Consider the following 25213-nt stretch of genomic DNA (forward strand, 5'->3'; position numbering starts at 1 on the left):
ACCTTGCCGGCGGGTTTTTCTATGTAAAACGGCTTATTTCGACGTCGTTGCCTTGGCGCCGCTTTCACCCTCTTTCGCCACCTTGGCGAAGTCGCCCGCCGTCACGATCGACACGGCCGATGGCTTCAGGTAGTCGCGCAAGCCCTGGTTCACTTGCGCCAGGGTCAAGGCGGCCACTTTGGCTTCCAGGTCCTTGTTGTACGCCATGGTGCGGTCTTGCGCCAGATAGCCGGCCAGTTCGCGCGCCAGGCCCGCATCCTGCGTGCGCTCCACTTCTTCCGATTGCAGCCAGCCCTTTTTCGCTTCCGTCAATTCGTCTTGCGTGAAACCGTCGGCCAGCACCTTGGCGATTTCCTCGCGCAGGGCCGCTTCCACCTTGACCGTGTTTTGCGGCGCGCTGATGGCATACGCCATCCAGTAACCGGCCGGTTCGCGCGACGGAATGCTCACTTGCGAGCCGACGCCGTACGACAGGCCTTCCTTCTGGCGGATGCGGTCGGCCAGGCGGCTGCGCAAGGCGCCGCCGCCGAGCATGTGATTGGCGATCAGCAAGGCGGGATAGCTGGCGGCGTCATCCTTGAGGGGGATAGGCTGGATGGCGAACAGCACGCTGTTCGCCTTGTCCGGCGTTTCCAATTTGACTTTCTCGCCGCTGACGGGCTTGACGGCGTCAAGAATGCGCACATACGGCTGCTGCGCCTTCCAACTGCCGTACAGGCTGGCCACTTGCGCCTTCAGCGCGGCCGGGTCGAAGTCACCCACGGCAGCGAAAGTCGCGTTCGACGCGCCATAGTAGGCGCCATGGAAGGCTTTCACGTCGGCCACCTGGATGGCTTTCCATTGCGCCAGTTCGGCCGGCAAGGTGGCCACGTGGCGCACATGGCCTTCCGGCGTGGCGTCGAGCAGGCGGCGGAAGGCGTTCACGGCCAGCGGTTGCGGTTCAGGCAGTTCCTGCTCCGCGCGGCCGACGCGCTCGCGCTGCAATTCCAGGAATTCCGTCTCGTTCAAGGCCGGCTTTTGCAGCACTTGCGCCAGCAAGTCCATGGCGGCCGGCAAGTTTTCGCGCTTGCCTGTCAGCATGGCGGTGACGCCCTCGGCGCCGCCCGTGATGGCGACCTGCATGCCCAGCTGGTCGAACTTATCCTTCACTTCCTGGCGCGACAGTTTATCCGTGCCGCGCGACAACAGATTCGCCGTGTAGCTGCCCACTTGCCCCTTGCCGCGCAAGCTCTCTTCGCTGCCGATCCGCAGTTTCAACACGACGCTGACGGTGCTGCCCTTGGTTTTCTTCGGCAGCAAGGCGCCCTTCAAGCCGTTCGGCAGGGTGAAGCGCGTGGTGCGCGCTTCGATATTGTCGGGGCTTGGGTCGAACGCTTCGCCCTGCGCCACGACGGCGCGGCCCGTGTAGCCGGCCAGTTGCGGCGCCACGTCGGCGTAGGCCGGCACGACGGTGCGGTCCGGCGCATCGGTCGGGATGAAGCGGCCCAGGGTGCGGTTCGAGCTCTTCAGGTATTTCTCGGCCGCCGCCTGCACTTGCGCCGTCGTCAGCTTGTCGAGCTGGTCGCGCTGCAGGAAGAACAGGCGCCAGTCGCCGGCCGCCAGCGATTCCGTCAGGGCGATCGTCAGGCTCGCCGTGTTCGAGGTGGCCAGTTCGATCTGCTTGTTCAGCTGCTGTTTCACGCGCGCCACTTCCGCGTCCGTGACCGGCTGCGATTTCAAGTCTTCCAGCACTTTCAGCATGGCAGCTTGCGCCGCATCAAGGTTGCCATCGACGGGCACCAGCGCGCCAAACAGGTTGTAGCCGGGCTCCAGGTTGCTCACGGAGTTGTATTCGATCTTGCTGGCCAGCTTGGTTTCCACCAGCGCCTTGTGCAGGCGGCCGGCCGGCGCGTCCGTCAGCACGTGGCCCAGCACCTCGATGGCGACGGCGTCCGGGTTGCCGGACGGCGCCACGTGGTAGCCGGCGCCGACGAACTGCGTGCCGCCGCTGCGGCGCACCGTCACGGCGCGCTCGCCATCCTGCACGGGTTCGGCCGTGTAGGTCGGCTCGATCACGCGCGTCGGTTTCGGGATCTTGCCGAACAGCTCATTGATCTGCTTCAAGACCTTGGCTTCGTCGAAGCGGCCTGCCACCATCAGCACGGCGTTATCCGGCTGATAATATTTATGGTAAAACGCGCGCAGGCGGGGAATATTCACCTGTTCGATGTCGGAACGGGCGCCGATGGTCGATTTGCCATAGTTGTGCCAGTCGTAGGCGACGGCCTGGATGCGTTCGCTCGTCACGCCGATCGGGTCGCTTTCGCCCATTTCGAACTCATTGCGCACGACGGTCATTTCGCCCTTCTGCGTCTTCGGATTCCACAGGTCGTTCTGGTCGATGGCCGCGTTCACCATGCGGTCCGCTTCCATGGCCAGCATCTGGCGCAGGTTGTCGTCGTTGGCGGGGAAGGTGGCGTAGTAATTGGTGCGGTCGTACCAGGTGGTGCCGTTGAACTGGGCGCCCGTCGAGTTCAGGATCTCGACGGGGGTCTTGGTCCCCTTCTTGACGCCGAAATTGGCGCTGGGCTTGAACAGCAAGTGCTCGAGCAAGTGGGCCATGCCCGTTTCGCCATAGTTTTCATGGCGCGAACCGACCAGGTAGACGATGTTGGTGGTCAAAGTGGGCTTGCTGGCGTCGGGGAACAGCAGCACGCGCAAGCCATTGGCCAGGCGGTATTCCGTGATGCCTTCGACGGACGTGACTTTGACGGCGGCGCGGCTGGGCGCAGCCTTGCCGGCTTTCTGGGTCGGCGCCGCTTCCACCGGGGTGGCGGCAAGGATGAACGAAGGCGAGAGGATGCCGGCGGCAAGCAGGAGGGCGGTAATGGGTTTCAAGGCAGAGTCCTGGTAACACTACGTTTTAGACAAGCGCACAAGCGGCGCCATGGAATGCAAACGCAAGAATTGCCATGGACCCGCGCTGCGTCTTCGCTGCCCAGGGAAATCATTGCTCTCGCAATTTACGGCATACTTATCACTTACGCAAGTCCTGTCATCGAGCTGTTATGTGCCCGTGTTATACTCCATGGTTCCAGAACTATCTGCCTGTATATGAGACGAGCTCTCGTCCTGCTCTGCCTTTTTGTTTTCATCGCGTTACCCCAGGCGTTCGCCAGCATGGCCTACGCCAGTCCTTCCCCATTCCAGCATGCAATCGCGGCCGGCGCTGCCGCCACGCCCGCCTTCAGCATCGATTGTGCCGACGCCAGCCTCCATGCGGGCCAGCCTGGCGACAGCTGCGATACTGAAGAATGCGACAACGACCCCATCACGCTGTACCCGACCTCGCGCCAGGGGGCGCCGTTTTGCGCCATCATTTGGCAAGCGGGACCGGGCGCACTTGCCGAAGCGGACGTGCGGCTGGCCACCCGGCCGCCGCGCGTCCGCCCCTGAAGACATGCATGCAGCACCCACGCGCCCGGGGCTTTAGCCACCAGGCACGCTTTACACTGATCGACTTTACAAGGTTATACACATGGAATGGTTATTTGACCCGACAATCTGGGTCGGCCTGCTGACGCTGGTCGTACTGGAAATCGTACTGGGGATCGACAACCTGATTTTCATCGCCATCCTGGCCGAGAAATTGCCGCCGCACCAGCGCGACAAGGCCAGGGTGCTGGGCCTGACCCTGGCCCTCGTCATGCGCCTGGGCCTGCTCTCGCTGATTTCCTGGCTGGTCACCCTGACCACGCCATTGTTTTCCATACTGACATTCTCGTTTTCGGGACGCGACCTGATCCTGCTCGTCGGCGGCCTGTTCCTGCTGTTCAAGGCCACCAGCGAGCTGCACGAGCGCCTCGAAGGGGTCACGCACGCCCAGACGGGCCCGAAAGTCTACGCCGGCTTCGGCCTCGTGGTGGCGCAGATCGTCGTGCTCGACGCCGTCTTTTCGCTCGACGCCGTCATCACGGCCGTCGGCATGGTGGAAAACCTGTACGTGATGATGGCGGCTGTCGTCATTTCCATCGTCGTCATGATGCTGGCGTCGAAAGTGCTGACGCGCTTCGTCAACGCCCACCCTACCGTCGTCGTGCTGTGCCTGAGCTTCCTGCTGATGATCGGCCTGTCGCTGGTGGCCGAAGGCCTGGGCTTCCACATTCCGAAAGGGTATTTGTACGCCGCTATCGGTTTCTCGATTGTCATCGAATTCTTCAATCAGCTGGCACGCCGCAACTTCCTCAAGCTGCAGTCGAACGCCCCGCTGCGCGACCGCACGGCGCAGGCCGTGTTGAGCCTGCTGGGCGGACGCAAGGGCCGCGAAGCCGTGGAAGAGCACGAAGTCAAGGAACTGCCCGACATTTCCGCCTTCGGCGTGGAAGAGCGCAACATGGTCAGCGGCGTGCTGACCCTGGCCGAACGCTCGATCCGCTCCGTCATGACGCCGCGCGGCGACGTGTCGTGGGTCAACCTGAACGACAGCAGCGAAAAGATGCTGCAATTGCTGCGCGAAACGCCGCACAGCATGATTCCTGTCTGCAATGACGACCTGGATAACGTGGTCGGCATCGCGCGCAGCAAGGACCTGATCGAGGACCTGGTCTCGCGCGGCAAGATCGACCCGGACAGCATGCGCGAAGCCGTCGTCGTGCCGGAAGCGGCCGGCGTGCTGAAAGCCATGGAAACGTTAAAGCGCTCGCGCGGCCAGCTGGTGCTGGTGGTCGACGAGTTCGGCACCGTGCAGGGTGTGCTCACGCCCATCGACATCCTGGAAGCCATCGCCGGCGAATTCCCCGACGAGGACGAGCAGCCGGACGTGGAAGTGCTGGGTCCCGGCCACTGGCGCATCGATGGCGCGACGGACCTGCATTACCTGGAGCAAGTGTTCGAGACGGAAACCCTGGTCAGCGAAGATGGCGAATACAACTCGCTGGCCGGCTTCCTGCTGGCGCATTTCGAGAACATGCCGGCCGTGGGCGAAGTGCTGGAACTCGATGATTTGCGTTATGAAATCATCGAGGCCGACGAGCGCCGCATCGCCTGCGTGGACGTGCGCCGCATCGAGCCCGATCACAGTTTGTAACACAATGGCAAGCGTGCCCCGCTTGCCATGCCGTATGCTGGGGTCTGCCCATACCGGAGACCCCACGATGAAAAAATCCCTGCTACGCCTGACCCTGCTGGCTTGCGCCGCCCTAGGCGCCCACGCCAATGTCATGGCCGCCTCGCATTCCGCCACCATCAAGCCGGGCCTGTGGCAAGTCGACAGCAAGATGGCGTCGCCGGACGCCGCCACCGACAACGCCATGTCCATGGTGCTGCAACAACTGGGCAACCTTCCTCCCGATCAACGCAAGCAGCTGGAAAGCATGGCGGCCAGCCGCGGCATGGCCATGCCCACCGTGGGCGCCGACGGCGCCGTGCGCGTGACGGCGTGCGTGACGCCTGACATGGCGGCGCGCAAGCAGATTCCCACGGGCCAGCCCGGCGATTGCAAGTCGAAAAACACGGACATCGCGGGCGGCATGCAGGTATCGTTCACTTGCGCCAACCCGAAATCGAGCGGCGAAGGCAAGGTCATGTTTACGGGCGACCAGGCTTTCAACATGCAGCTGGCCGTGACGACCAGCGCGCGCGGCGCACCGGAACAGGTGAACGTGACGAGCAATGGCAAGTGGCTGGGCGCCAGCTGCCCTGCCCCGGCCACGACGGCAGCTCAAAAGCCGTGACGGAAACCCAGGTTGAACGCTGCATCACCGCGGCCGCTGTCGCTGGCATTGCCCACCGTGTAGCGGGCGCCGTTCTTGTTGTGGATCTTCGCGTAGGACGCGTAGAAATCGCTGCGCTTTGACAGGGAATACGTGAGGCCGACGGCCATCTGGCTGGCGTCGCGGTTGGCCAGGTCGCGGTCATCCTTGCGCACCCAGGACGCCAGCAGCTTGAAGCCGCCCACGGGCACGGACACGCCCAGCAAGGTGTCGCGGCTGTCCGACGACGACATCGACAGGGCCAGCGCGCTGTAGGCGTTGTTCGGGTCCCACGGCGAGCTGCCATAGCCCTTGTTCACGCCCACGGCGGCAAAGACGGTGGCCACTTTCAGGTCGACATTCGCCGCGATCAGGGTGTTGCGGGCCGACATGTCGATGGCGGGCAAGGTGCCGGAAGCGAGGATGAGGTTATTCTTGCGCTGGTGCGACACGCTGACATTCACGGCGCCGGCCGAATAGCCGAGGGTGGCGCCATACGCGCGGTTGCTGGCGTTGCTGTACGGCGACTCGCCAAAGCTGTAGATGGCGCTGGCAGTCACGCCGCGCAAGGCGGGCGTCACGTACTTGACGGTATTGTCGTAGCGTTTCACGCTGTAGCCGGCCAGGTTGCCGGCGCTGCCGGCCATGCCGCCCTTGAACGGGTCGGCCACGTCGGTCAGGGCCAGGTAGTGCGGATTGTACTGGCGCCCCAGGGTCAGCGCGCCCAGGCGGCTGTCGAGGCCCACGTAGGCCTGGCGGCCGAACAAACGGCCCTCTTCCGACTGGCCCGTGTCGTTCTGCACGCCCGCTTCCAGGGTAAATACGGCGGACACGTCATTACCCAGCGCTTCGCGGCCCTGCACGCCCAGGCGCGAACCGGACGCGACGCCGCCGGACACCTTGGTGTTGGCGCAATTGGCGGCGCAGCCCCGCTCGGCCACGATGCCCGCGTCGAGCACGCCGTACACGGCAACGTTAGTGGATGCGGCACTGCCTGCGCCATCGGCAGCCTGGGCCGGTGCAAAAAGCATCCACGGCCCCATCCCTATCACAGCAAGCGCAAAATACGAGGTCTGCATGATAAATATCTCGGTAACGTGAATTGAAACTTCCCGGTATTGATCAGGACATGCGCTGTGTGTCTGATCTTAGTGTTACCTTATCCTCGCTTTTTGTCCAGCCATCCGTGCGTTGTACAACAGAAACTTCAGCTTAGGCCATGAAACCGCGTCGCGTACTGACAACACGCAAGAGCGAGCATGATTATGGCACTAGCGGCAAAATGGCGTTAAATGCAGGCCCTGCCGTAAAGCAATGTTCGGTGGCGAACGTTGCGAGAATTGACGCAGGCGGTACACTACTGGTTTTACCGACAGCGGCTCGCCCGTTTTTTCTGCATGCTAGCTATCCTCGAACGCATTGACCCCAACTCCAGCAATATCGACTTGCTGGTGGAACTATTCAACTCACTGCGTCCCAAGCGCCCCCACGACAGCGCTACCGCGATTGCCAACGTGCGCACCCTGCGCCAGCTTCTCAAAGGTAACCCCGCGCAAGCGCGCGCCCTGCACGAATACGTGCTGCGCGTGCTGGCCGCGCGCCGCCACGCCAGCCTGTACACCGATATCGGCGTGCTGTCGAACAGCGGCTTTTTCACGGAATTGAAACGCCGCATCGCCTACCGCATGCTGCCGCCCGCCTTGGGCGACGAATACCTGAACGACGCGCTCGACCAGGTGCTGTACCTGAAGACCGATTATTTGTGGATCAGCAACGTGCCCGCCACGGACTGGCTGGAACTGTTCGACGTGCTCACCAGCGACGACATCGAACTGGCCGTCGGCGACGGCAATATCATGCTGCCAGGCATGCTCGACGCCATCCGCACCCTGTCCTACCGCGTCTGCGCCATGGGCCTGGAACCGGAATTGACGCGTTTCCATAGCGAAATCGAAGTGTTCCAGTCGCCGTTCATGGTGCAAAACACGGAAGTGAACGCCTACCTGGACGCCTACACGAATCTGCTGCACGGCGATCTCGAGCACATCGAGGATGCGCGCCATTTGCTGGTGATGCTGGACCAGTGCGACGCCGTCATCGCCAAGATCCGCAAGAAGGCGCTGTACCAGGGCACCAGCATCCCCCTTACGTATTTATTGGTGGCGCTGGCGCAAAGCATCGAGCGCCTGCGCAAGCTGCTGTTCCTCGTCGACACGAGCGGCGAATTGCCGGCCTCGAACAACGTGGACATCGCCGCCATCACGGTGGACGCCACGCAAGACTTGCTGCACCCGCAACCCGTCAGCCGCCGCCGCGCGGGCGCCGTCGGGCTGGCGCTGGAACTGATTCAGGCGCACAACAACAAATACAAGGTCAGCGACCTGTTTTCCGACAATATCAACTTGCTGGCACGCAATGTGACGGAAAACGCCAGCCGCACGGGCGAGCATTACATCGCGGAAAACCGCCGCGAAATGGGCGCCATGTTCCTCTCGTCCGCGGGCGCGGGCGTGATCATCGGCTTCATGGCCCTGTTCAAGATATTGATGTCCTACCTGCGCTCGGCGCCGCTGGTCGAAGCGTTCATGTTCAGCATGAATTACTCGATCGGCTTCATGTTCATCCACTTGCTGCATTTCACGGTGGCCACCAAGCAGCCGGCCATGACGGCGTCGCGCATCGCCGCCGGCCTGCACAGCAAGGATGGGCGAAATATCGACCTCGACAGCATGGCGGAATTGATCAACAAGGTGTTTCGCACGCAAAACATGGCCGTGCTGGGCAACCTGGCCACCGCCATCCCCACGGCGTGGCTGATCGCGCTCGGCTACAAGGCGATTACCGGGCACAACCTGGTGACGCCCGAGAAAGCCATGCACTTGCTGCACGATATCGACCCCATCGGCAGCCCCGCCATCTTTTACGCCATGATCGCCGGCGTGTGCCTGTTCGTGGCCGGCCTGATTTCCGGCTACTACGACAACCAGGCCCTGTACACGCGCTGGGCGCAGCGCATCGCACAATTGCGCGGCCTGGGCCGCGTCATCGGCCAGGAACGCCTGCAGCGGCTGGGTTTGTACCTGGAAAACAACCTGGGCGGCCTGATGGGTAACTTCTATTTCGGTATCCTGCTCGGTTCCATCGGCACCCTGGGTTTCCTGATCGGCTTGCCGATCGATATCCGCCACATCACCTTCTCGGCCGCCAACTTCGCCACGGCCCTGGTGGGCCTGGACCACAACATGAGCTGGCAACTGGCCGTCAAGTCGCTGTCGGGCATCTTCGCCATCGGCACGGCCAACCTGCTGGTGAGCTTCGGCCTGGCCCTATGGGTGGCCCTGCGTTCGCGCCAGGTGCGCTTCAAGCACGGCATGCAACTGTTGAAGATCCTGGGCAAGCGCTTCCTGCGCTCGCCCATCGTCTTCTTCTTCGGCTCGAAAAACCCGCCACCTTTGGCATTGGCCGATGACTCGGCAAACCTGTCACCCACGACCAAGGCTCAAAAATGACCGCCAGGCGCATGCAACCCTGCCTCACCGCCCTACTGCTGTGCTGGACCCTGGCTGCATGCGCCTCGCTGCCTAACGTCAAGAATCTCAACACCACCCTGGAACCGGTGGCCAAGCCCAAGGTGATCACGGGCAAGGGCGCCGTGCTGAACGTCAACAGCCGCGCCGCCCTGCTCAACAAGCGCTGGGCGAAGTCCGGCATGGACTTGAAAGCCCAGGCCGCGCTGGAAGAGGCGGCCACGGGCGTACCTTTAATCAAGGGCAACAAGGTGACCCTGCTGTTTGACGGCCCGCAAACGATGGAAGCCATGTTCCAGGCCATCAGCGAAGCGAAGAACAGCATCAACCTGGAAACGTATATCTTCGACCAGGACCCGCTGGGCCTGAAGTTTGCCGACATGCTCATCGAAAAGCAGCAATCGGGCGTGACGGTCAACGTCATCTACGACAGCGTGGGCACCCTCGGCGTGCCGCAGGCGTTCTTCGAGCGCATGCGCGCGGCCGGCGTGCACCTGGTGGCCTTCAACCCCGTCAATCCCGCCAAGCTCAAGGGCGACGACTGGAAGATCAACAACCGCGACCACCGCAAGGTGTTGATCGTCGACGGCAAGACGGCATTTACGGGCGGCGTCAACATCAGCGACACCTATGCGAAAAGCTCGCTGTTCCGTTCCAAGAACAAGTCCGCCGACAAGAGCGACGTGGGCTGGCGCGATACCCACGTGAAAGTGGAAGGCCCGGCCGTGGCCGCCTTCCAGTGGCTGTTCATCCGCACCTGGGCCCAGCAAGACCAGGCCGACTTGCCGGATGCGAACTATTTCCCGACCCTGTCGGAAGTGGGCGACAAGCTGGTGCGCGTCGTGGCCAGCGAGCCGGACGGCGGCTTCGAAATCTACAAGGCGTATATCCTGGCCATCCAGGAAGCAAAAAAAACCATCCACATCACGTCCGCCTATTTCGTGCCCGACCAGCAGACGGTCGACGCGCTGGTGGCCGCCGCGAAACGGGGCGTGGACGTCACCGTGGTGCTGCCGGGCGTGTCCGACAGCGGTCTCGTATTCCATGCGGGACATGCGCTGTACGACCAGCTGCTGGCCGGCGGCATCCGCATCTTCCACTTGAAACTGGCCGTGCTGCACGCCAAGACGGCCGTCATCGACGGCGCCTGGTCGACGGTGGGCTCGACCAACATCGACATGCGCAGCTTCCTGCATAACAGCGAACTGAACGTGATCGTGCTGGGCGACAGCTTCGGCCTCGAAATGGAAAACGCCTTCCAGGAAGACTTGCGCGACTCGGAAGAGATCACCAGGGCGAAATGGGAAACCCGGCCGATTGCCGACCGCATGAAGGAGTGGGCGGCCCGTTTCATGAATTACTGGCTGTAGCGGAGTAGCCATCAAAAAGTCCAGGGCGTTGTTGCATTGCCTCGCCGCACTATTCGTACTGTCTTCGGCAACGCGCCTAGCCCTGGCCATTTTGCCGGCCACTCCTGATGCCGGTTGTTGCCTACCCCATTAATTCTGGCTACAGCGGCCGCAAGCTGGTCCACACGCCGCCCTGGCGCGCGAATGCTTCCATGCTGACTTTTTCAAAGTCGGCGCTGTCTTCATTCCAGCTGTAGCGCTCGACGCGGATACAACTGTTTTCCACGCGCAGCACGTTGAAGGAATTCGATTCACCCCTGCCCCGCGTGGACGTGGCCGTGCCCGCCTGCACCATCAGGGCAGCGTAGCCGGCGATCTTGTAGCGCTCGGCCGTGTTGCCCGCCACACTGGCGTGCAAGTGCCCGGCCAGCAATAGATCCACGCCGCATTCGGAAAACATTTGCAGCGCCAGCGGCGCACGGTCGACCAGATCATCGTCGCCGAAGTGCTCGGGCAAGTCAAACGGATGATGCGTGACGATGATGCGCGTCAAACCGGGCGGCAAACGGCCCAGGCGTTCGCGCAGGAAATCGATCTGCTCGTGGCTGATGCGGCCATCCTTGAACGTCAGGGAGCGGGCCGTATTGATGCCCAGCACGGCGATTTCCTCGTCCACATATTCGGGCGACAAATCGTCCGTCACATGGCGCCGGTATTTCACCAGCGGCGTCAGGAAGCGGGAAAAGACGTTGTAGAGCGGCACGTCATGGTTGCCCGGCACCACGATCTGCGGCCCCGGCAAGCTGTCGAGAAACTGCCGCGCTTGCTGGAACTGGGCGCTGCGGGCCCGTTGCGTCAAATCGCCCGACACCACCACCACGTCCGGTTCCAGCCGTTCGACGAGCGCGCGCAAGGGCGCCAGCAAGGCCGCGTCGACCTTGCCAAAATGCAAGTCGGACAAATGCACGATGGTACGCATGGCCTTACTCCCCGGAAGGTGCCGGCGCAGGCACCAGCACCGTCAGCGCGGCGGGGCGGATGCGGTACTGCAGCGGCGTATTCATGACGGTCACTTCGCCATCCGTGGCCACACGCAGGCGCCGGTGCTTCGTGGCGATTTCCAGGTCGGTCGCCGTCAGCACGTCGAAGTCCTTGGCCTGCGACAACTTGCCGAACAGTGCATGCAAGGCCAGCTTCAGCAATCCCAGGCGGCCCGGACGCTGCGCCACGTACAGGCTCAGCTGGCCGCCATCGAGCCGTTCGCGCTCGCCGATATTCAAGCCTTCCATCAGGTATTCATTGTTACCGATAAAGACAAACGGCGTGCGCCGCGCATGCACGGCGTCCTTCAGTTTCAATTGCACGCTGAGGAAGGGATAGCGGCGCAAGGCGGCCACCAGCGCCCAGCTGAACGCCAGCCACTTGCCCCGTCCCAGCCGGCGCTGCTGCTTTTCGCGGTCGCGCACGATGTCGGGATACAGGCCCAGGCTGGAATTGTTCAGGAAGATGCGGCCATTGACTTCACCCACGTCGACCTGGTGCGGCACGCCCTGCGCCACGTTGGCAATCGCCGCATCGAGTTCGAGCGGAATGTTCAAATCCTTGGCGAAATGGTTCAGGGTACCCAGCGGCAAGACGCCAAACGGCGTGCCGCTGCCGACAACGACGGACGCGACAGCATTGATGGTGCCGTCGCCGCCACCGGCCACGACGATGGGCGCGCCATCGCGCAGCGCCTGCCCGGCCGTGGCGATCATGTCGGCGCCGCTGGCCGCCAGGGTGATGGCGGCGTCGAGCCCCACGGCGGCGAATTTCGCTTCGAGCTGCTGCGCCCAGTCGGGCGCATAGCCGCAACCGGCGCCCGCATTGATGATGACTGCAATCTTGCTCAGGATGGTTTCCCCTTATCTGGTTTGCCGGATATGCCGGCGGCGGCGCAGGGTCGACACGCCGGCGATGCAGATGGCCAGCCAGCCATAGCTTTCCGCCATGGCCGCCAGCACATCGCTCAGGTAATGCGCGCCCAGGTAAATGCGGCTGAAACCCACGAGTGAGGCCATCAGGAAGGCGCCCAGCGCGATGGCGATGCGCTTGCCCCACGCACCCGGCGCCGTCTGGCAAATCAGGTAGGCGGCCAGCAAGCCGTACAGGGCCGTCGAGGTGGCCGTATGACCACTGGGAAAGCTGTACGTGCTCAGGGCCGTCTGCAGGATGGGCTCGTCAAAGCTGGGCCGCGCGCGCACAAAAATGTACTTTAGCAGCAGGTTCAAAAACATGACGCCCGGCATGGTAATGACCAGGGTAAACAGCCAGTAGCTGGCGCCCTTGCGGTGCAGATACCAGCCCAGCAAGACGGCCAGGGTGATGGCGCCGATCACGCCGTGCATGTGCGTGACGACCAGCAGGCAACTGGTGATCCACGGCACGGCATGCTGGTTGAACCACTGCGCCACCTGCAAGTCGATCACGGTGATTTGGGCCATGCCCATGACGGCTTCGGCGATCTCATGGAAGACCACGATGGCGACGAGCATCAGGGCCACGCCCACCGTCATATGCAGGCCCAGTTCGCCTTCGGGCGACAGGCGCGCCTCGACGAAGCGGCGCAGTTTCGTGGTCCAGCCCGTGGTCATGCCCATGTCATTTTTCTCTTGCAAACTCATCTCTCTTTCATGTTCCCGGTACTGATCAAAAAAACCACACCAGTAAAAAAATACTGTTTATTCATACAGTAGCTGTGTATTCATACAGTAGTTATGCTATTCTGATGACTCGTTCAACACATCTCCCTCAAAGGAATTGTCATGGCAACATTGAATAGCGGTTTTGGCTCACGGTTCGGCCTGGAATACGCCCCAAGCTCTTTCCTCGTCCGCATGGGCAAGCGCGAAATCCTCGTCTGCCGCGACTTCCGCAAGCGCTACTACACCGTCAATCCCTTGATCGAGTGCGGTACGGGCATCGAGCCGGGCTATGTTGAAGTGCTGCTGATGCGCCGTTGGTTGCTTATTCTATCCAAGGCACATTAAGAATGACTTTAAAACAAGGTGTTCGCACCCTGTTATCAAGTCAGCTCCGTCCGGCCCCGCCGGGAACGCCTCAGTACCGGCCAGCAGCACGCTGACCGACCCCTCACTACTGTGTGCGTTCCGGCGCGGCCGGGCTGGCAGGTGTTTCGGCAGCTATGCCGGCAACCGTACCGGCAAGTGCGTCGGCACCTGCATCGGCAGCTGTGCTGGAAGGCATGTTGGCCGGCGGTACGTGGTCAGTCGCATTCGCTTCGTACCACAAGGTAACAAACAGCACCATCACGACAGGGCCGATGAACAGACCCACGAGGCCCAGGGTTTCCACGCCGCCCAGAATGCCGAACAGCACGGCCAGAAAAGGCAAGCGGGTGGCGTTGCCGATCATGCCAGGGCGCACGAAGTGGTCGGCAACAAACAGCACCACGGTGCCCCAGGCGGCCACGCCGATGGCGGCGCCCACATTGCCCTGAAACACCAGCAAGGCGGCCGCGCAGCCATACGCGAGCGGCGCACCAAACGGGATGATGGCCAGGATGCCCGTGGCAAACGCCCACAGGGCCGGTGACGGCAAGCCGGCGATGGCATAGGCGATGCCGATCAGCACGCCTTCGGCCAGGCCCACCAGCACCAGGCCGTTGACGGTGGCGCGGATGGCCGTGGGGATCTTTTGCGCATAGCGGCCCCACCGTTCGGGACGCAAAAAATGGCTGCCGACGGCCGTGATCTGGCGCGTCAGCGCTTCACCATCCTTGTAAAAGAAAAACAGGCATAAAAACGCCAGGCCGAAGTCGACCAGGCGGTGAAACACGTCCGCGCCCAGCACCTTGAGCATGTCGCGCGCGGAATGAAAGCCGCCCACGGCGCTGCCCGCAAAGAAGTGGCCCAGGCCATGCGGCTGGCTCAGGGTGGCTTGCCACCAGTCGCCGATGGCGCTGCCGGCCAGCGGGACATGCGCCACCCAGTCCGGCACGGGCAAGCCGTCGGCATTCGCATGCACGACGAAATTGGCCAGCACGGGCACTTCACGCGCCGCCTGCGCCACGCCGAACAGCACGGGAATGATGAAGATGCAGGCAAACGCCAGGGTCAGCACGGCTGCCGCGACGATGGTGCGCTGGCCCAGCGCCGCGCGCACGCGCACATACAAAGGCCAGGTGGCCACGCACAGGATGCCGGCCCACACGAGCGGCAAAAAGAAACGCTGCATGACGAAGGCCGTCACGGCGATCAGGGCCAGGGAAAAGCCTGCGCTGACAATGTCGCGCTGGGTATCGTTCATGCTGCTCCATTCGTGCCCGGCGCCATGGGCCGCCAGTATTCGCTATGCGCCACATGCGCAGGCGTAGCGTAACACGGAGATTCGCCGATTTACACGAGGCCCAGTTCCGCCGGTTTCACGCCGGCAAACACGTGGTCGAGTTGCGCCGGCGTCAAGCCGAAGGTGCGGCGCAGCAAACCGCCCAGCACGGCCCGGTATTCATTCAGCACGGGCATGTCGCGGTTCTGGAACAGGTTTGCCTGCGCAATCGCCACTTGCTCGCCCGCCACCTGCTTGCCCTTGATCCCGCCGCCCAGCACCCAGAACACGCTGCCGTGGCCGTGATCCGTGCCGCGGTTGCCGTTTTCGCGGAAGGTGCGGCCAAATTCGCTGACGACGACGACGACGGTATTGCGCCAGGCGCTGCCCATTTCCTGCGAAAACGCGGCCAGTCCCCGTCCCAGTTCATCGAAACGCCCCGCCAGGTAGCCGCTGGCGCCGCCCTGCCCCACGTGCGTATCCCAGCCGCCCACGTCGACGAAGCCGAGGTTGTACTTGTCCTTCATCAAGCGGGCGATGCGCTGCGCTTCCAGTTCAAAGCCCTTGGTACTGATGGCGTTGCGGTTGGCCGCCTGCATTTCCCCCGTCAATTCCTTCGTCACGTCGTCGCGCACGACAAAGCCCGCGCTGACGGGTTGCTGCAAGGGCGTGCCCCGGTACATGGCGGCGATGATCTGGCTTTGACGCGCATCAATGCCGGACTTGCCCACGGAGCGCAGCGCCATGTTCGGCACTTGCACGCCGCCCTGGAAGATCAGCGGCAGCTGGTCGGTGAAAGCGATGGCGGGGCCGGCCTTGCTGCCATTCAAGGTCTGCACGAGGCGGTTCAGGAAACCCGACCGGAAGTCGCGCCGCGTGTTGATCTCTTGTCCCAACTCGATGGTATCCTGCGTCTCGAAATGGCTGCGCGTCAAATCCGTCGTGCCCGCGAACGGGATGAAGGCCGCCTCGCCGCCCGTAAACATGGGATAAATGCTCTCGCGCAAGGCCGGATGCAAGGCCCAGTCGGCGTTCAAGGCCAGCGCGCCGTTTTCCTCGCCCGGTTTCGCGATGGCGATATTCGGCCGCGCCGCGTAGTAAAAATCGCTGCCGACCGGCACCAGCAAGTTATTCGCGTCATAGCCGCCGCGCAGGAAGACGAACAGCAGCTTCGCATCCGTGGCGGGTGCGGCCAGCAGGCTGCCCGCGTGAGTGAACAAGGGTGCGGCGGCCAGGGCTTTCAACAGGTCACGACGATTCATGGCAATCCTCCGATTTCAACTTAACGGTGCATCATTTCCGGCGAGGAAAGAAGAAATGTATTCCACTCCTGCGGCGAAGCGGCCTGATCCAATGCCTGGCGCGTGGCCGGACTCAAGCCTGGCTGCAGCGACTGGTAATACAGGGCGCTGGCCAGTTGCGGGAACGCCACTTTTTCCTGCGGCTGCGGGCCATCCGTCTTGAACAGGCCGGCGCTGCCCGAACCGATGGTGCGGGCGATGTCGAAGCGCGTCGTCATTTGCCCCGGACTGGCCCAGGAAGCGTCCGTCAGCGGATAGCCATCGGGCGTCTGGCGTCCGTACAGGGGCTGGCCCATGCGCGACAGCCAGTTCAGCATGGGTCCCGCATTCAGGATGGGCTTGTCGTCATAGCTGAGGCGCACGGCCGACACGACATAATGCATGGGGTCCTTGAATTTCTTGCCCAGCGATTGCCTGAATTCGGGGCTGTCGAACATGGTTTGCAGCACGTCGGCGATCAAGCCGTCGCTGCGCTGGAAGGTGGCCGCCATGCGCGCCACCAGCGGTGCGGGCGGGTTGTCGCCAACGAAATACTGGGCCAGCTTGCCGCTGATAAAGTGCGCGGTGGCGGGACTGCGGCTCAGGCGGTCCAGCGCTTCATCGAGCTCGGCCAGGCCCCTGCCCTTCACCGTTTGCCCGAGGAATTGCTTGTCGCCGTAATCGTGGCGGTTGGGATTGAACTCGAACAAGCCCCGGCGCACGTATTGCGACTGCAGCGCCGGCTTCACTTTCGGCGTGTCCGCTCCCAGGTTCACGCCCACGCCCGTCAGGATGCGCGCCAGTTCCTGCACGTCCATCTGGCTATAGCCGCCGTTCACGCCCAGCGTATGCAGCTCCATCAGCTCGCGCGCATAGTTTTCATTGATGCGCTTGGCGGCATTGGCTTCATTGTCCAGGTAACGCAGCATGGCCGGATGGTGGACGGTGGCGCCCAGCAAGTCACGGAATTTCCCCAGAGCATGTGGCGCGATGGCGTTCGCCTCGTAATCGCCCACCATGGCGCGCAAGTTGTGCTTGCCCTGGTGCACGCTGAAATGGTTGAGCCAAAACCAGCTCAATTGCTGCTGCAACTGGTTCGGCGAATACACGTCCAGCAACAAGGAGCGCGTGGCCGCTTCGCGCGCTAGGCGATTGAGTTCTTGCTGGTAATCCTTTTGCGCCTGCTGCTTCGCCATGTCGTCCATGACGCCGGCCGACTCCTTGCGCTTTTGCTCCATAGAGATCACCAATTGCTCCAGCGGCACCTGGCTGATGGTCATGGCGTCGATTTGCGCGGCGATGGCCGGCGGCAAGGCCGCTTTTCCTGGATGCAACTGCGTCCGCAGCCAGGCGTTCCAGCCTTTGTCCTGCACCTGGCGCACGCTGCCCCCGCTCACGCCCCAGCTGACCCGTTCCAGCATGGCGATGTCTTGCGCGGGACTGGTCTGCGCGGGACTGGCCTGCGCGCCATGATCGGACTGAACGGCGGGCCCGTTCGCGGCGCAGCCGGCCAGCAAGAGCAGGGAAATCAAGGTCGTCGGCAATAGTCGGTGCGGGGTCATGGCGGTCCTTCAAGCGGTTTCATGCAGAATGCTTGAGGGTACGCCCAGGTTGACCCGCGCATGATTGCCATTTGCAACGAGTTGTAATCAGGCACGATGGTTCGCCAGCCAATCTCTCGCCGGCATGAGCACATTATGATGAATCATCTCGGATAAAATGTTATCGGGAGAATTGCATATTGCAATGGCAGCTGCGTATTTTCTCTCGAACCAGACATTATCCATACAATACGTCCACATTAAAAAGAAATGAAAATATTATTTATCGCTGCATTAGGAACGTTATCGCTGATTCAAGCGCCGTCAGCCTTGGCGGAGAATCTGAATGGGAAAACCCTGTATGTACAGCGCTGTGCCGTGTGCCATGGCGCAGAGATCAAGGGAACGGGGCCGTTGGCGAATAAAAGCAATCCGCCTACGCCCGATCTGACCACCGCCGCCTTCAAAAAACGCCTGAAGGATTATCCGGGCGTGATCGTATCGTCGGTCATCCTTCGTCCGAATGGCGATCTGATTCCCAAGACCTTGAAAGAGAATGGCGTCAAGATTGCGCCATATGCCTGGCGGGTGAAAGACTTTCGCGATTTGAATCAATACATGAGCGATGTGATTTTAAAAAATCGCTGATATCAGATAAGCAAAGTTCCCCGGTCAATTCTGCTGTTTTAATAACTGCGCACATTTGTCGCGCAGGAAATCGCGCAACTGCAGCACCAGCGGCGTCACCTGCGCCCGGTGCGTGCAGACCAGGTGCAAGGGCGTGGCCTCGCCCGCCACGTCGAGCAACAGCGCTTGCAGGCGGCCGGCGTCCAGGTCGCCCGCCACGTCGAGCCGCGACTTATAGGCGATGCCCAGTCCCGCCACGGCCCAGCGGCGAACCAGGTCGGCGTCGTCGGCGCTGCGGTTGCCGCTCACGGACACCGTCACTTGCTCGCGCTGGGGCAGGCGGTAAAAAGTCCAGCGGTCGTGCAAGCCGTCTTCCAGCGCGAAGCGCAGGCAATTGCGCTGCGACAACTCTTCCAGCGCCAGCAAAGGGCCGTATTCGCGCAGGTAGGCGGGCGATGCCACCAGCACCCGGTCGTTGGCGGGCGCGATGGGCATGGCGATCAGGCTCGAATCGTCTTGCTGGCCATAGCGGATGGCCACGTCGACTTGCTGGCGCACCATGTCTGCCACCCGGTCGCTGACGCTGAGCTGGTAATGCAGTGTCGGATGGCGCAGCTGGAATTCGTCCAGCCAGCCCAGCATCAGATTGCGGCCCAGGTCGGAGGGCATGGCAATTTTCAAGGTTCCGCCGAAACTGTCCTTGCCGGCCAGCAGGGCATCGTGGCCTGCGCGCAGCAGGCGCAAGGCTTCCCGCGCATGTTCCAGGTATTGCGTGCCTTCCGGCGTCAGGCTCAGCGAGCGCGTCGTACGGGCCAGCAGGCGCAAGCCCAACACGCCTTCCAGGCGCTTGACGGCGGCACTGGCCAGCGCGGGCGAGATGCCGATCTCGCGCGCGGCCGCCGACAAACTGCCCCGGTCGGCCGTGCGCACAAATACCTGCAAGTCATCGAGTCGCAGCAATTTTCAACATTCCTTTGAAAGTGTTTCGGTACGCGCCCCCTGTTTCCAGGTCGACATTGCCACCATCATACGGTATCCACTCAACGAGGAAGCACATGAAAGCCATCGCCTACCACCACAGCCTGCCCATCACGGATGCCGACGCCCTGCTCGACATCGAGCTGCCCGTGCCCGTCGCCACGGGGCGCGACCTGCTCGTCGCCGTCAAGGCCATTTCCGTCAATCCCGTCGACACCAAGGTGCGCCAGAACCGCGCGCCGAAGGATGGCCAGCCGGAAGTGCTGGGCTGGGATGCGGCCGGCGTCGTCACGGCCGTCGGCCCCGACGCCACCCTGTTCCAGGTGGGCGACAGGGTCTGGTACGCGGGCGCCATCAACCGCCCCGGCAGCAACAGCGAATTCCAGCTGGTCGACGAGCGCATCGTCGGGCACATGCCGGCCAGCCTCGATTTCGCTCCGGCCGCCGCCCTGCCGCTGACGGCCATTACGGCCTGGGAATTGCTGTTCGACCGCTTGCAGCTCAGCCGCGACAAGAGTTTGACGGGCAAATCGCTGCTGGTGATCGGCGCGGCAGGCGGCGTCGGCTCCGTGCTGGTGCAACTGGCGCGGCAATTGACGGGTGTCACCATCATCGGCACGGCCTCGCGCGCGGAAACGGCGGACTGGGTGAAGGAATTGGGCGCGCACCACGTGATCGACCACAGCCTGCCGCTGGCAGGGGAAATCACGCGCCTGGGTTTGCCGCCCGTCGACTATGTGATCAGTCTGAACCAGACCGACCGGCATTTCGACCAGATCGTGGAATTGATCGCGCCGCAGGGCAAGTTCGCCCTGATCGACGACCCCGAGCACATCGACGTGCGCAAGTTCAAGGGCAAGAGCGTGTCGCTGCACTGGGAACTGATGTTTACCCGTTCGCTGTTCCAGACGCCGGACATGGTCAAACAGCATGAACTACTGGAAGAGCTGGCGCAGCTGGTGGACGCCGGCGTCATCAGGACGACCCTGGCAGAGCGCTTCGGCACGATCAACGCACAAAACCTGAAGCGCGCGCATGCCCTGCTGGAAAGCAATACGGCAAAAGGGAAGATCGTGCTGGAAGGGTTCTAAATTCAGGTAATCAGGATGGCCCGGAAATCATTGACATTCGTCAAGGTCGGGCCCGTGACCACGCTGTCTCCCAGCGCCTGGAAGAAGCCGTGGCCATCGTTGTTGTCCAGGCTGTCGCGGGGCTTGATGCCCAGCGCCCAGGCCCGTTGCAGGGTGTCGGGCACCAGGACCGCGCCAGCGATGTCTTCCTGGCCGTCGACGCCATCCGTGTCGCCGGCCAGCGCGTCGATGCCCTCGCGTCCATCGAGCGCGATGCCCAGCGCCAGCAGGAATTCCACGTTGCGCCCGCCGCGCCCGTTGCCGCGCACGGTGACGGTCGTTTCGCCGCCCGACAGCAGCACGCACGGGGCGGGAAACGGCTGGCCCCGCTGCGCCGTTTGCAGCGCGATGCCGGCCATCACCTTGCCCACGTCCCTCGCCTCGCCTTCCAGGCTGTCGCCCAATATATACGGCGTGACGCCGGCTGCGCGCGCCACCTGCGCCGCCGCTTCCAGCGCCATCTGCGGCGTGGCGATCAGGGTGGTTTGCGTGCGCGCCAGGCGGGGATCGTCGGGTTTCACGGATTCGCCGCGCCCGCTTTCCAAGGTGGCGCGTATGCTGTCCGGCAAGTCCATGCCATAGCGGCGCACGATGGCCAGCGCATCCTCGCACGTCGTCGCGTCGCCCACCGTGGGGCCGGACGCGATGTCGCCCAGCTTGTCGCCAGGCACGTCGGAAATCGCCAAAGTGATGACTTGCGCAGGATGGCAGGCGGCCGCCAGGCGCCCGCCCTTGATGGCGGACAAATGGCGGCGCACGCAATTCATTTCGCCGATGGTGGCGCCGGACGCCAGCAGCGCGCGGTTCAAGGCTTGCTTGTCGGCCAAAGTGATGCCATCGAGCGGCAAGGCCAGCAGCGACGAGCCGCCGCCCGAAATCAGGCACAGCACCGTATCGTCCGCCTGCAGGTTGCCGACCAGTTCCAGCATGCGGCGCGCCGCATCCATGCCGGCCTGGTCCGGCACAGGGTGCGACGCTTCCACGATTTCGATGCGTTCGCAGGGCACGGCATAGCCGTAGCGCGTGACGACCAGCCCGGACAGCGGTCCCGGCCAATGCCGTTCCACGGCTTGCGCCATGGCGGCCGACGCCTTGCCGGCGCCGATGACGATCAGACGGCCCTTGGGCGCCGGCGGCAGATGGGGCGGTATGCAGTGCGATGGCTGGGCCGCTTCGATGGCGGCCTGGAACATGGCTTGCAGCAAGGCGCGCGGCGCCGGGGTCGTCGTCATGGTCAATTCCTCCGGTTCGATGGCAGCTTCGTTCAACGGTTCACGATGCGCGCGGGAACGCGCAGCACCAGTATGGCGCCCAGCAGCATGACTGCGGAAAGAATATACAGGGCCACGTCGGTGCCGCCCGTCGCATCCTTGATCCAGCCGACGAGGAAGGGGCTGACGAAGCCCGCCACCTGGCCCAGCGAATTGATCAGCGCCAAGCCGCCGGCCGCCGCCGCGCTGCCGAGAAACGCAGTCGGCAAGGGCCAGAACATGGGCAGGCCGGACAGCGCGCCCATGGTCGCCAGCGACAGGCCGATGAGGGCGACGACCACGTTGCCGTGTGCCTGGGTGGCCAGCAGCAAGCCGCACAGCGCCATCAGCAGGGGGCCGCTCAAATGCCAGCGGCGTTCCTTGTGCTTGTCGGCCGAACGGCCCACCCAGATCATGAAGATGCTGGCGCACAGGTAGGGAATGGCGCTGATCCAGCCCACGGCCACGGGGCTGGCGAAACCCAGCGACTTGACGATGGTGGGCAGCCAGAAATTGATCGCGTACACGCCCATCTGGATGCAGAAATACACGAGGCCCAGCATCCACACGTGCTTGTTGCGCAGCACGCTGGCGAAGGTGTCGGCCGTATTCGCGCTGTTGCGGCGCTGGCGTTCGTCCTCGTCGAGGTCGGCGCGCAGCAGCTGCTTTTCTTCCGTATTGAGCCACTTCGCCTGGGCGATGCCGTCGTTCAGCAGCACATACACGAGAAAGCCCAGCAGCACGGTGGGGATGCCTTGCAGCAAGAACATCCATTGCCAGCCGGCCAGGCCGCCGTGGCCGGCGAACGATTGCATCATCCAGCCCGACAGGGGGCTGCCCAGCAAGCCGGAAATGGGAATGGCCGACATAAACAGGCCCATGATGCGGCCCCGGCGCGAAGCGGGATACCAGTTCGTAAAGTACAGCACGATGCCGGGGAAGAAACCGGCCTCGAACACGCCCGTGATGAAGCGCAGCGAGTAGAACGCGGCCGGCGTGGTGACGAACATCAGGCAGGCCGAGGCGATGCCCCAGGCGATCATCAGGGTGCCGATGACCTTGCGCGCGCCCAGGCGGTGCAGCAGCAGGTTGCTGGGCACGCCGCTGGCCACGTAGCCGATGAAGAAAATGCCGGCGCCCAGGCCGTACACGCTTTCGCTCCATTGCAGCGCATCGAGCATTTGCAGCTTGGCAAAGCCGACATTGACACGGTCCAGGTAATTGAACAGGTAGCAGATGAAGATGAAGGGGATCAGATGCAAGGTGACCTTGCGGTAGGCGCCTTCGCGCACGCGGTCCTGCGCGGACGCGCCGGCGGACAGGCTGGCGCCTGGATGGGTGGTCATGGGTGTCTCCTGACTATTTTTTATGGGATGCGACCAGCCCATCGTACAATTGCCCACAGAAACAGTCATCGTGCGGATGCATGAAGAAACATAGTGTTGAATCCGATGATTCCATGCAAATGCACAAAACCAGAAGGTGAACACCATGCCGAGCATCGATCCCCCATTGGCGCAGGACATCGTCCGGCGCACCATGCACATCATTCCCTTCAGCGTCAACGTGATCGATGCGCGCGGCGTGATCCTGGCCAGCGGCGACCCGCAGCGCGTGGGCGACCTGCATCCGGGCGCGCAACTGGCGCTGGCCCGGCACGCCAGCGTGGAAATCGGCGCGGCCGACATGGCCAGGCTGCCGGGCACGCGGGCCGGCATCAACCTGCCCCTGACGGTGCGCGGCGAGATTTGCGGCGTGCTGGGCCTGACGGGCGAGCCGGACGCCGTGCGCCAGTTCGGCGAACTGGTGCGGGCCATGGCGGAAATGATGCTGGAGCAGGCGCGGCTGGTCAGCGAGTTGCAGCATGAAAAGCGCTACCGCGAGGAATTCGTGTTCCAGCTCGTGTATCGCACGGGCATTTCCGATGCCAGCATGCAAGCGTGGGCGGCGCGCCTGGCGCTGGACTTGCGCGTGCCGCGCGCCATGTTCGTGCTGGAAATACCCGATGCGGGAGAAGGTCCGGGCGAGCGGCTGGACCAGGTGCTGACGCAGCTGCAGCAAGTGCAGTCCGACCTGTCGGCGCGCTGGCCCGCCCTGCTGATGGCCGTCGTCTCGCCGGGCGAACTGGTGCTGCTCGACGCCTTTCCCGCCAGCGGCCCGCAGCAGGCGCGCGCGGCGCAGGCAAGGCAGCGCCTGCTCGAACTGCACCAGGTGGCGCAGCAGGCGCTCACGCCGCCCGCCACCCTGTCCATGGGCGTGGCCTTGCCGGGCCTCGATGGCGCGACGGCGTCGTATGAATCGGCGAAGCAGACGGCGCGCGTGGGGCGCGCCCGCGATGGCGCGCAAGCCACTTTTTCCTACCTGGATCTGAGCCTGCCCGTGCTGCTGTCCGGCTTGCAAGCCGGTTGGCAGGCGGAGCAATTGCGCCAGACCCTGGCGCGCCTGCAGGCGCACGACCGCAAGTCGGGCACCCTGATGCGCACCCTGGCCGCCTGGTTCCGCCACCACAGCCACCCGATGGCCACGGCCAGGGCCCTGCACATCCACCGCAACACGCTCGATTACCGGCTGCAAAAGATCGCCGAACTGACGGGGCTGGACCTGGACGACACAGATGACCGCCTGCTGCTGTATGTCGCCCTGCAACTGAATTGAGGCAGGCCCGTCTACAATGGCGGCTGACCGCACAACAGGAATAGCATGAACGACGCCTTCGAATGGACCAGCCTTGCCCGCACTTTCGGGCTGTTTACCGTCACGGCCGTGGCCGAACTGCTGGGCTGCTACCTGCCCATGCTATGGCTGAGCAACAAGGGCAGCGCCTGGCTGCTGTTGCCGGCCGCCGTCAGCCTGCTGATCTTCGTGTGGCTGCTGACCCTGCATCCGGCCGCCAGCGGCCGCGTGTATGCCACGTATGGCGCCATCTATATCGCCACGGCGCTGGGCTGGCTGTGGCTGGTGGACGGCGTCACGCCCGCCTGGACCGACATCGCCGGCGTGGGCCTGGCCCTGGCCGGCGCCGCCGTCATTGCCATGGGACACAAGGCGGCTTGATTTACCTCAAGCGGCATGCGCGCGGAAGTTTGTTTCCGCCGACCATGCCGCGCTGGCGCGGGCCAGCAGGACGGCTTCGCCATCGGCCAGCCAGTCGTCCGCATCGGCGATCTTCCACATGGCTTGCAGCAGCTTGCGGCGCAAGTCCGGGTCCGTGATTTCATCGAGCAAGCTGTCGATCACGCCATGGGCCAGCTGCACGGCGCCATGCACGGTCGACGTCAGCATGTCGTCGCACAAGTCTTGCAGCAGTTGCTGGAAGGCTGCCGGTTCCAGGTCGATATGCTCGAGGATCTTGCTGCGATGCATGGCTTGCAGCTCGGCGCTGGCCAGGTTGCCGTCGACCACCATCATCAGGGCCAGGATACGTCCCGCTGCCTGGGGACTGTTCGCTTCATAGGTACGCATGATTTTCTACTCTT

General features: G+C 63.3%; 22 protein-coding genes. 10 read left to right on the forward strand and 12 right to left on the reverse strand.

The genetic code is table 11. The features are described from left to right. Window positions 1-33: 33 nt before the first annotated feature. The gene (locus VPH40_RS21030) at window positions 34-2877 is read right to left on the reverse strand and encodes a M16 family metallopeptidase (protein ID WP_328574402.1); all 2844 of its coding nucleotides are present in this window, start codon (window positions 2875-2877) and stop codon (window positions 34-36) included. Window positions 2878-3159: 282 nt separating this feature from the next. Here VPH40_RS21030 and VPH40_RS21035 point away from each other — a divergent pair, with 282 nt between their 5' ends. The 3 genes from VPH40_RS21035 (at window position 3160) to VPH40_RS21045 (ending at window position 5711) form a co-directional block, all read left to right on the forward strand. Beyond that, a complete protein-coding gene (locus tag VPH40_RS21035) occupies window positions 3160-3435 on the forward strand; it encodes a hypothetical protein (protein WP_328574403.1) in 276 nt (91 codons plus the stop codon). Between the two features lie 82 nt (window positions 3436-3517). Beyond that, window positions 3518-5065, forward strand: coding sequence for a TerC family protein (locus VPH40_RS21040; protein WP_328574404.1), 1548 nt, complete (start codon window positions 3518-3520; stop codon window positions 5063-5065). 67 nt (window positions 5066-5132) lie between these two features. Further along, window positions 5133-5711 (forward strand): DUF3617 domain-containing protein, encoded by a 579-nt coding sequence (locus VPH40_RS21045; protein WP_328574405.1) that lies wholly within the window; start codon window positions 5133-5135, stop codon window positions 5709-5711. Here VPH40_RS21045 and VPH40_RS21050 read toward each other — a convergent pair. Continuing rightward, window positions 5699-6760, reverse strand: a complete 1062-nt coding sequence (locus VPH40_RS21050; RefSeq protein ID WP_305053493.1) for a porin — start codon at window positions 6758-6760, stop codon at window positions 5699-5701. The genes VPH40_RS21045 and VPH40_RS21050 overlap by 13 nt on opposite strands. Before the next feature lie 366 nt (window positions 6761-7126). Between VPH40_RS21050 and VPH40_RS21055 the strand changes: the two genes are divergently transcribed. Both VPH40_RS21055 and cls read left to right on the forward strand, forming a co-directional pair. Further along, complete coding sequence (locus VPH40_RS21055; RefSeq protein WP_289919119.1) at window positions 7127-9238, forward strand: site-specific recombinase; 2112 nt, start codon at window positions 7127-7129, stop codon at window positions 9236-9238. An 11-nt stretch (window positions 9239-9249) separates the two neighbouring features. Continuing rightward, window positions 9250-10626, forward strand: coding sequence for a cardiolipin synthase (gene cls, locus VPH40_RS21060; RefSeq protein ID WP_442906670.1), 1377 nt, complete (start codon window positions 9250-9252; stop codon window positions 10624-10626). Window positions 10627-10765: 139 nt separating this feature from the next. On the opposite strand, the gene VPH40_RS21065 is transcribed toward cls, so the two are convergent. Genes VPH40_RS21065 through VPH40_RS21075 form a run of 3 tightly spaced genes read right to left on the reverse strand, consistent with a single transcriptional unit; the run spans window position 10766 to window position 13268 of the window. Continuing rightward, the gene (locus tag VPH40_RS21065; protein WP_328574407.1) at window positions 10766-11584 is read right to left on the reverse strand and encodes a metallophosphoesterase family protein; all 819 of its coding nucleotides are present in this window, start codon (window positions 11582-11584) and stop codon (window positions 10766-10768) included. 4 nt (window positions 11585-11588) lie between these two features. Beyond that, complete coding sequence (locus VPH40_RS21070) at window positions 11589-12497, reverse strand: diacylglycerol/lipid kinase family protein (RefSeq protein ID WP_289899372.1); 909 nt, start codon at window positions 12495-12497, stop codon at window positions 11589-11591. A gap of 12 nt (window positions 12498-12509) precedes the next feature. Then, entirely contained in the window at window positions 12510-13268 is a 759-nt protein-coding gene (locus VPH40_RS21075; RefSeq protein WP_257218687.1) for a phosphatase PAP2 family protein, read from the reverse strand. Window positions 13269-13409: 141 nt separating this feature from the next. Between VPH40_RS21075 and VPH40_RS21080 the strand changes: the two genes are divergently transcribed. Next, entirely contained in the window at window positions 13410-13634 is a 225-nt protein-coding gene (locus VPH40_RS21080; RefSeq protein ID WP_010396348.1) for a hypothetical protein, read from the forward strand. Window positions 13635-13740: 106 nt separating this feature from the next. On the opposite strand, the gene VPH40_RS21085 is transcribed toward VPH40_RS21080, so the two are convergent. The 3 genes from VPH40_RS21085 to VPH40_RS21095 all read right to left on the reverse strand — a co-directional run bounded on the left by VPH40_RS21085 (window position 13741) and on the right by VPH40_RS21095 (window position 17773). Continuing rightward, the gene (locus VPH40_RS21085) at window positions 13741-14913 is read right to left on the reverse strand and encodes an AI-2E family transporter (RefSeq protein WP_328574408.1); all 1173 of its coding nucleotides are present in this window, start codon (window positions 14911-14913) and stop codon (window positions 13741-13743) included. A gap of 89 nt (window positions 14914-15002) precedes the next feature. Beyond that, the gene (locus VPH40_RS21090; RefSeq protein WP_099664904.1) at window positions 15003-16193 is read right to left on the reverse strand and encodes a DUF1501 domain-containing protein; all 1191 of its coding nucleotides are present in this window, start codon (window positions 16191-16193) and stop codon (window positions 15003-15005) included. 20 nt (window positions 16194-16213) lie between these two features. Further along, complete coding sequence (locus VPH40_RS21095) at window positions 16214-17773, reverse strand: DUF1800 domain-containing protein (RefSeq protein WP_328574409.1); 1560 nt, start codon at window positions 17771-17773, stop codon at window positions 16214-16216. 249 nt (window positions 17774-18022) lie between these two features. Between VPH40_RS21095 and VPH40_RS21100 the strand changes: the two genes are divergently transcribed. Continuing rightward, window positions 18023-18400: a c-type cytochrome gene (locus VPH40_RS21100; RefSeq protein WP_077401501.1), complete on the forward strand. Its 378-nt coding sequence runs from the start codon at window positions 18023-18025 to the stop codon at window positions 18398-18400. 24 nt (window positions 18401-18424) lie between these two features. Here the strand turns inward: VPH40_RS21100 and VPH40_RS21105 are convergent, their stop codons facing one another. Next, a complete protein-coding gene (locus VPH40_RS21105) occupies window positions 18425-19339 on the reverse strand; it encodes a LysR family transcriptional regulator (protein ID WP_328574410.1) in 915 nt (304 codons plus the stop codon). 95 nt (window positions 19340-19434) lie between these two features. Between VPH40_RS21105 and VPH40_RS21110 the strand changes: the two genes are divergently transcribed. Further along, window positions 19435-20448, forward strand: coding sequence for a zinc-binding alcohol dehydrogenase family protein (locus VPH40_RS21110; RefSeq protein ID WP_328574411.1), 1014 nt, complete (start codon window positions 19435-19437; stop codon window positions 20446-20448). A 2-nt stretch (window positions 20449-20450) separates the two neighbouring features. Here VPH40_RS21110 and VPH40_RS21115 read toward each other — a convergent pair whose 3' ends face one another. Together VPH40_RS21115 and VPH40_RS21120 are read right to left on the reverse strand one after the other, a co-directional pair. After that, window positions 20451-21719, reverse strand: a complete 1269-nt coding sequence (locus tag VPH40_RS21115; RefSeq protein WP_328574412.1) for a glycerate kinase type-2 family protein — start codon at window positions 21717-21719, stop codon at window positions 20451-20453. 32 nt (window positions 21720-21751) lie between these two features. Next, on the reverse strand, window positions 21752-23083 hold the full coding sequence (locus tag VPH40_RS21120; protein ID WP_077401491.1) for an MFS transporter: 1332 nt from the start codon (window positions 23081-23083) through the stop codon (window positions 21752-21754). A gap of 145 nt (window positions 23084-23228) precedes the next feature. Between VPH40_RS21120 and VPH40_RS21125 the strand changes: the two genes are divergently transcribed. Further along, a complete protein-coding gene (locus tag VPH40_RS21125; protein ID WP_328574413.1) occupies window positions 23229-24392 on the forward strand; it encodes a sugar diacid recognition domain-containing protein in 1164 nt (387 codons plus the stop codon). A gap of 45 nt (window positions 24393-24437) precedes the next feature. Beyond that, window positions 24438-24791 (forward strand): YnfA family protein, encoded by a 354-nt coding sequence (locus tag VPH40_RS21130; RefSeq protein WP_099664910.1) that lies wholly within the window; start codon window positions 24438-24440, stop codon window positions 24789-24791. Window positions 24792-24797: 6 nt separating this feature from the next. On the opposite strand, the gene VPH40_RS21135 is transcribed toward VPH40_RS21130, so the two are convergent. Beyond that, window positions 24798-25199, reverse strand: coding sequence for a TerB family tellurite resistance protein (locus VPH40_RS21135; RefSeq protein ID WP_077401482.1), 402 nt, complete (start codon window positions 25197-25199; stop codon window positions 24798-24800). Window positions 25200-25213 lie beyond the last annotated feature (14 nt).

It is taken from the genome of Janthinobacterium sp. P210005 (genome assembly GCF_036231865.1).
GTDB classification, from domain to species: domain Bacteria; phylum Pseudomonadota; class Gammaproteobacteria; order Burkholderiales; family Burkholderiaceae_D; genus Janthinobacterium; species Janthinobacterium kumbetense.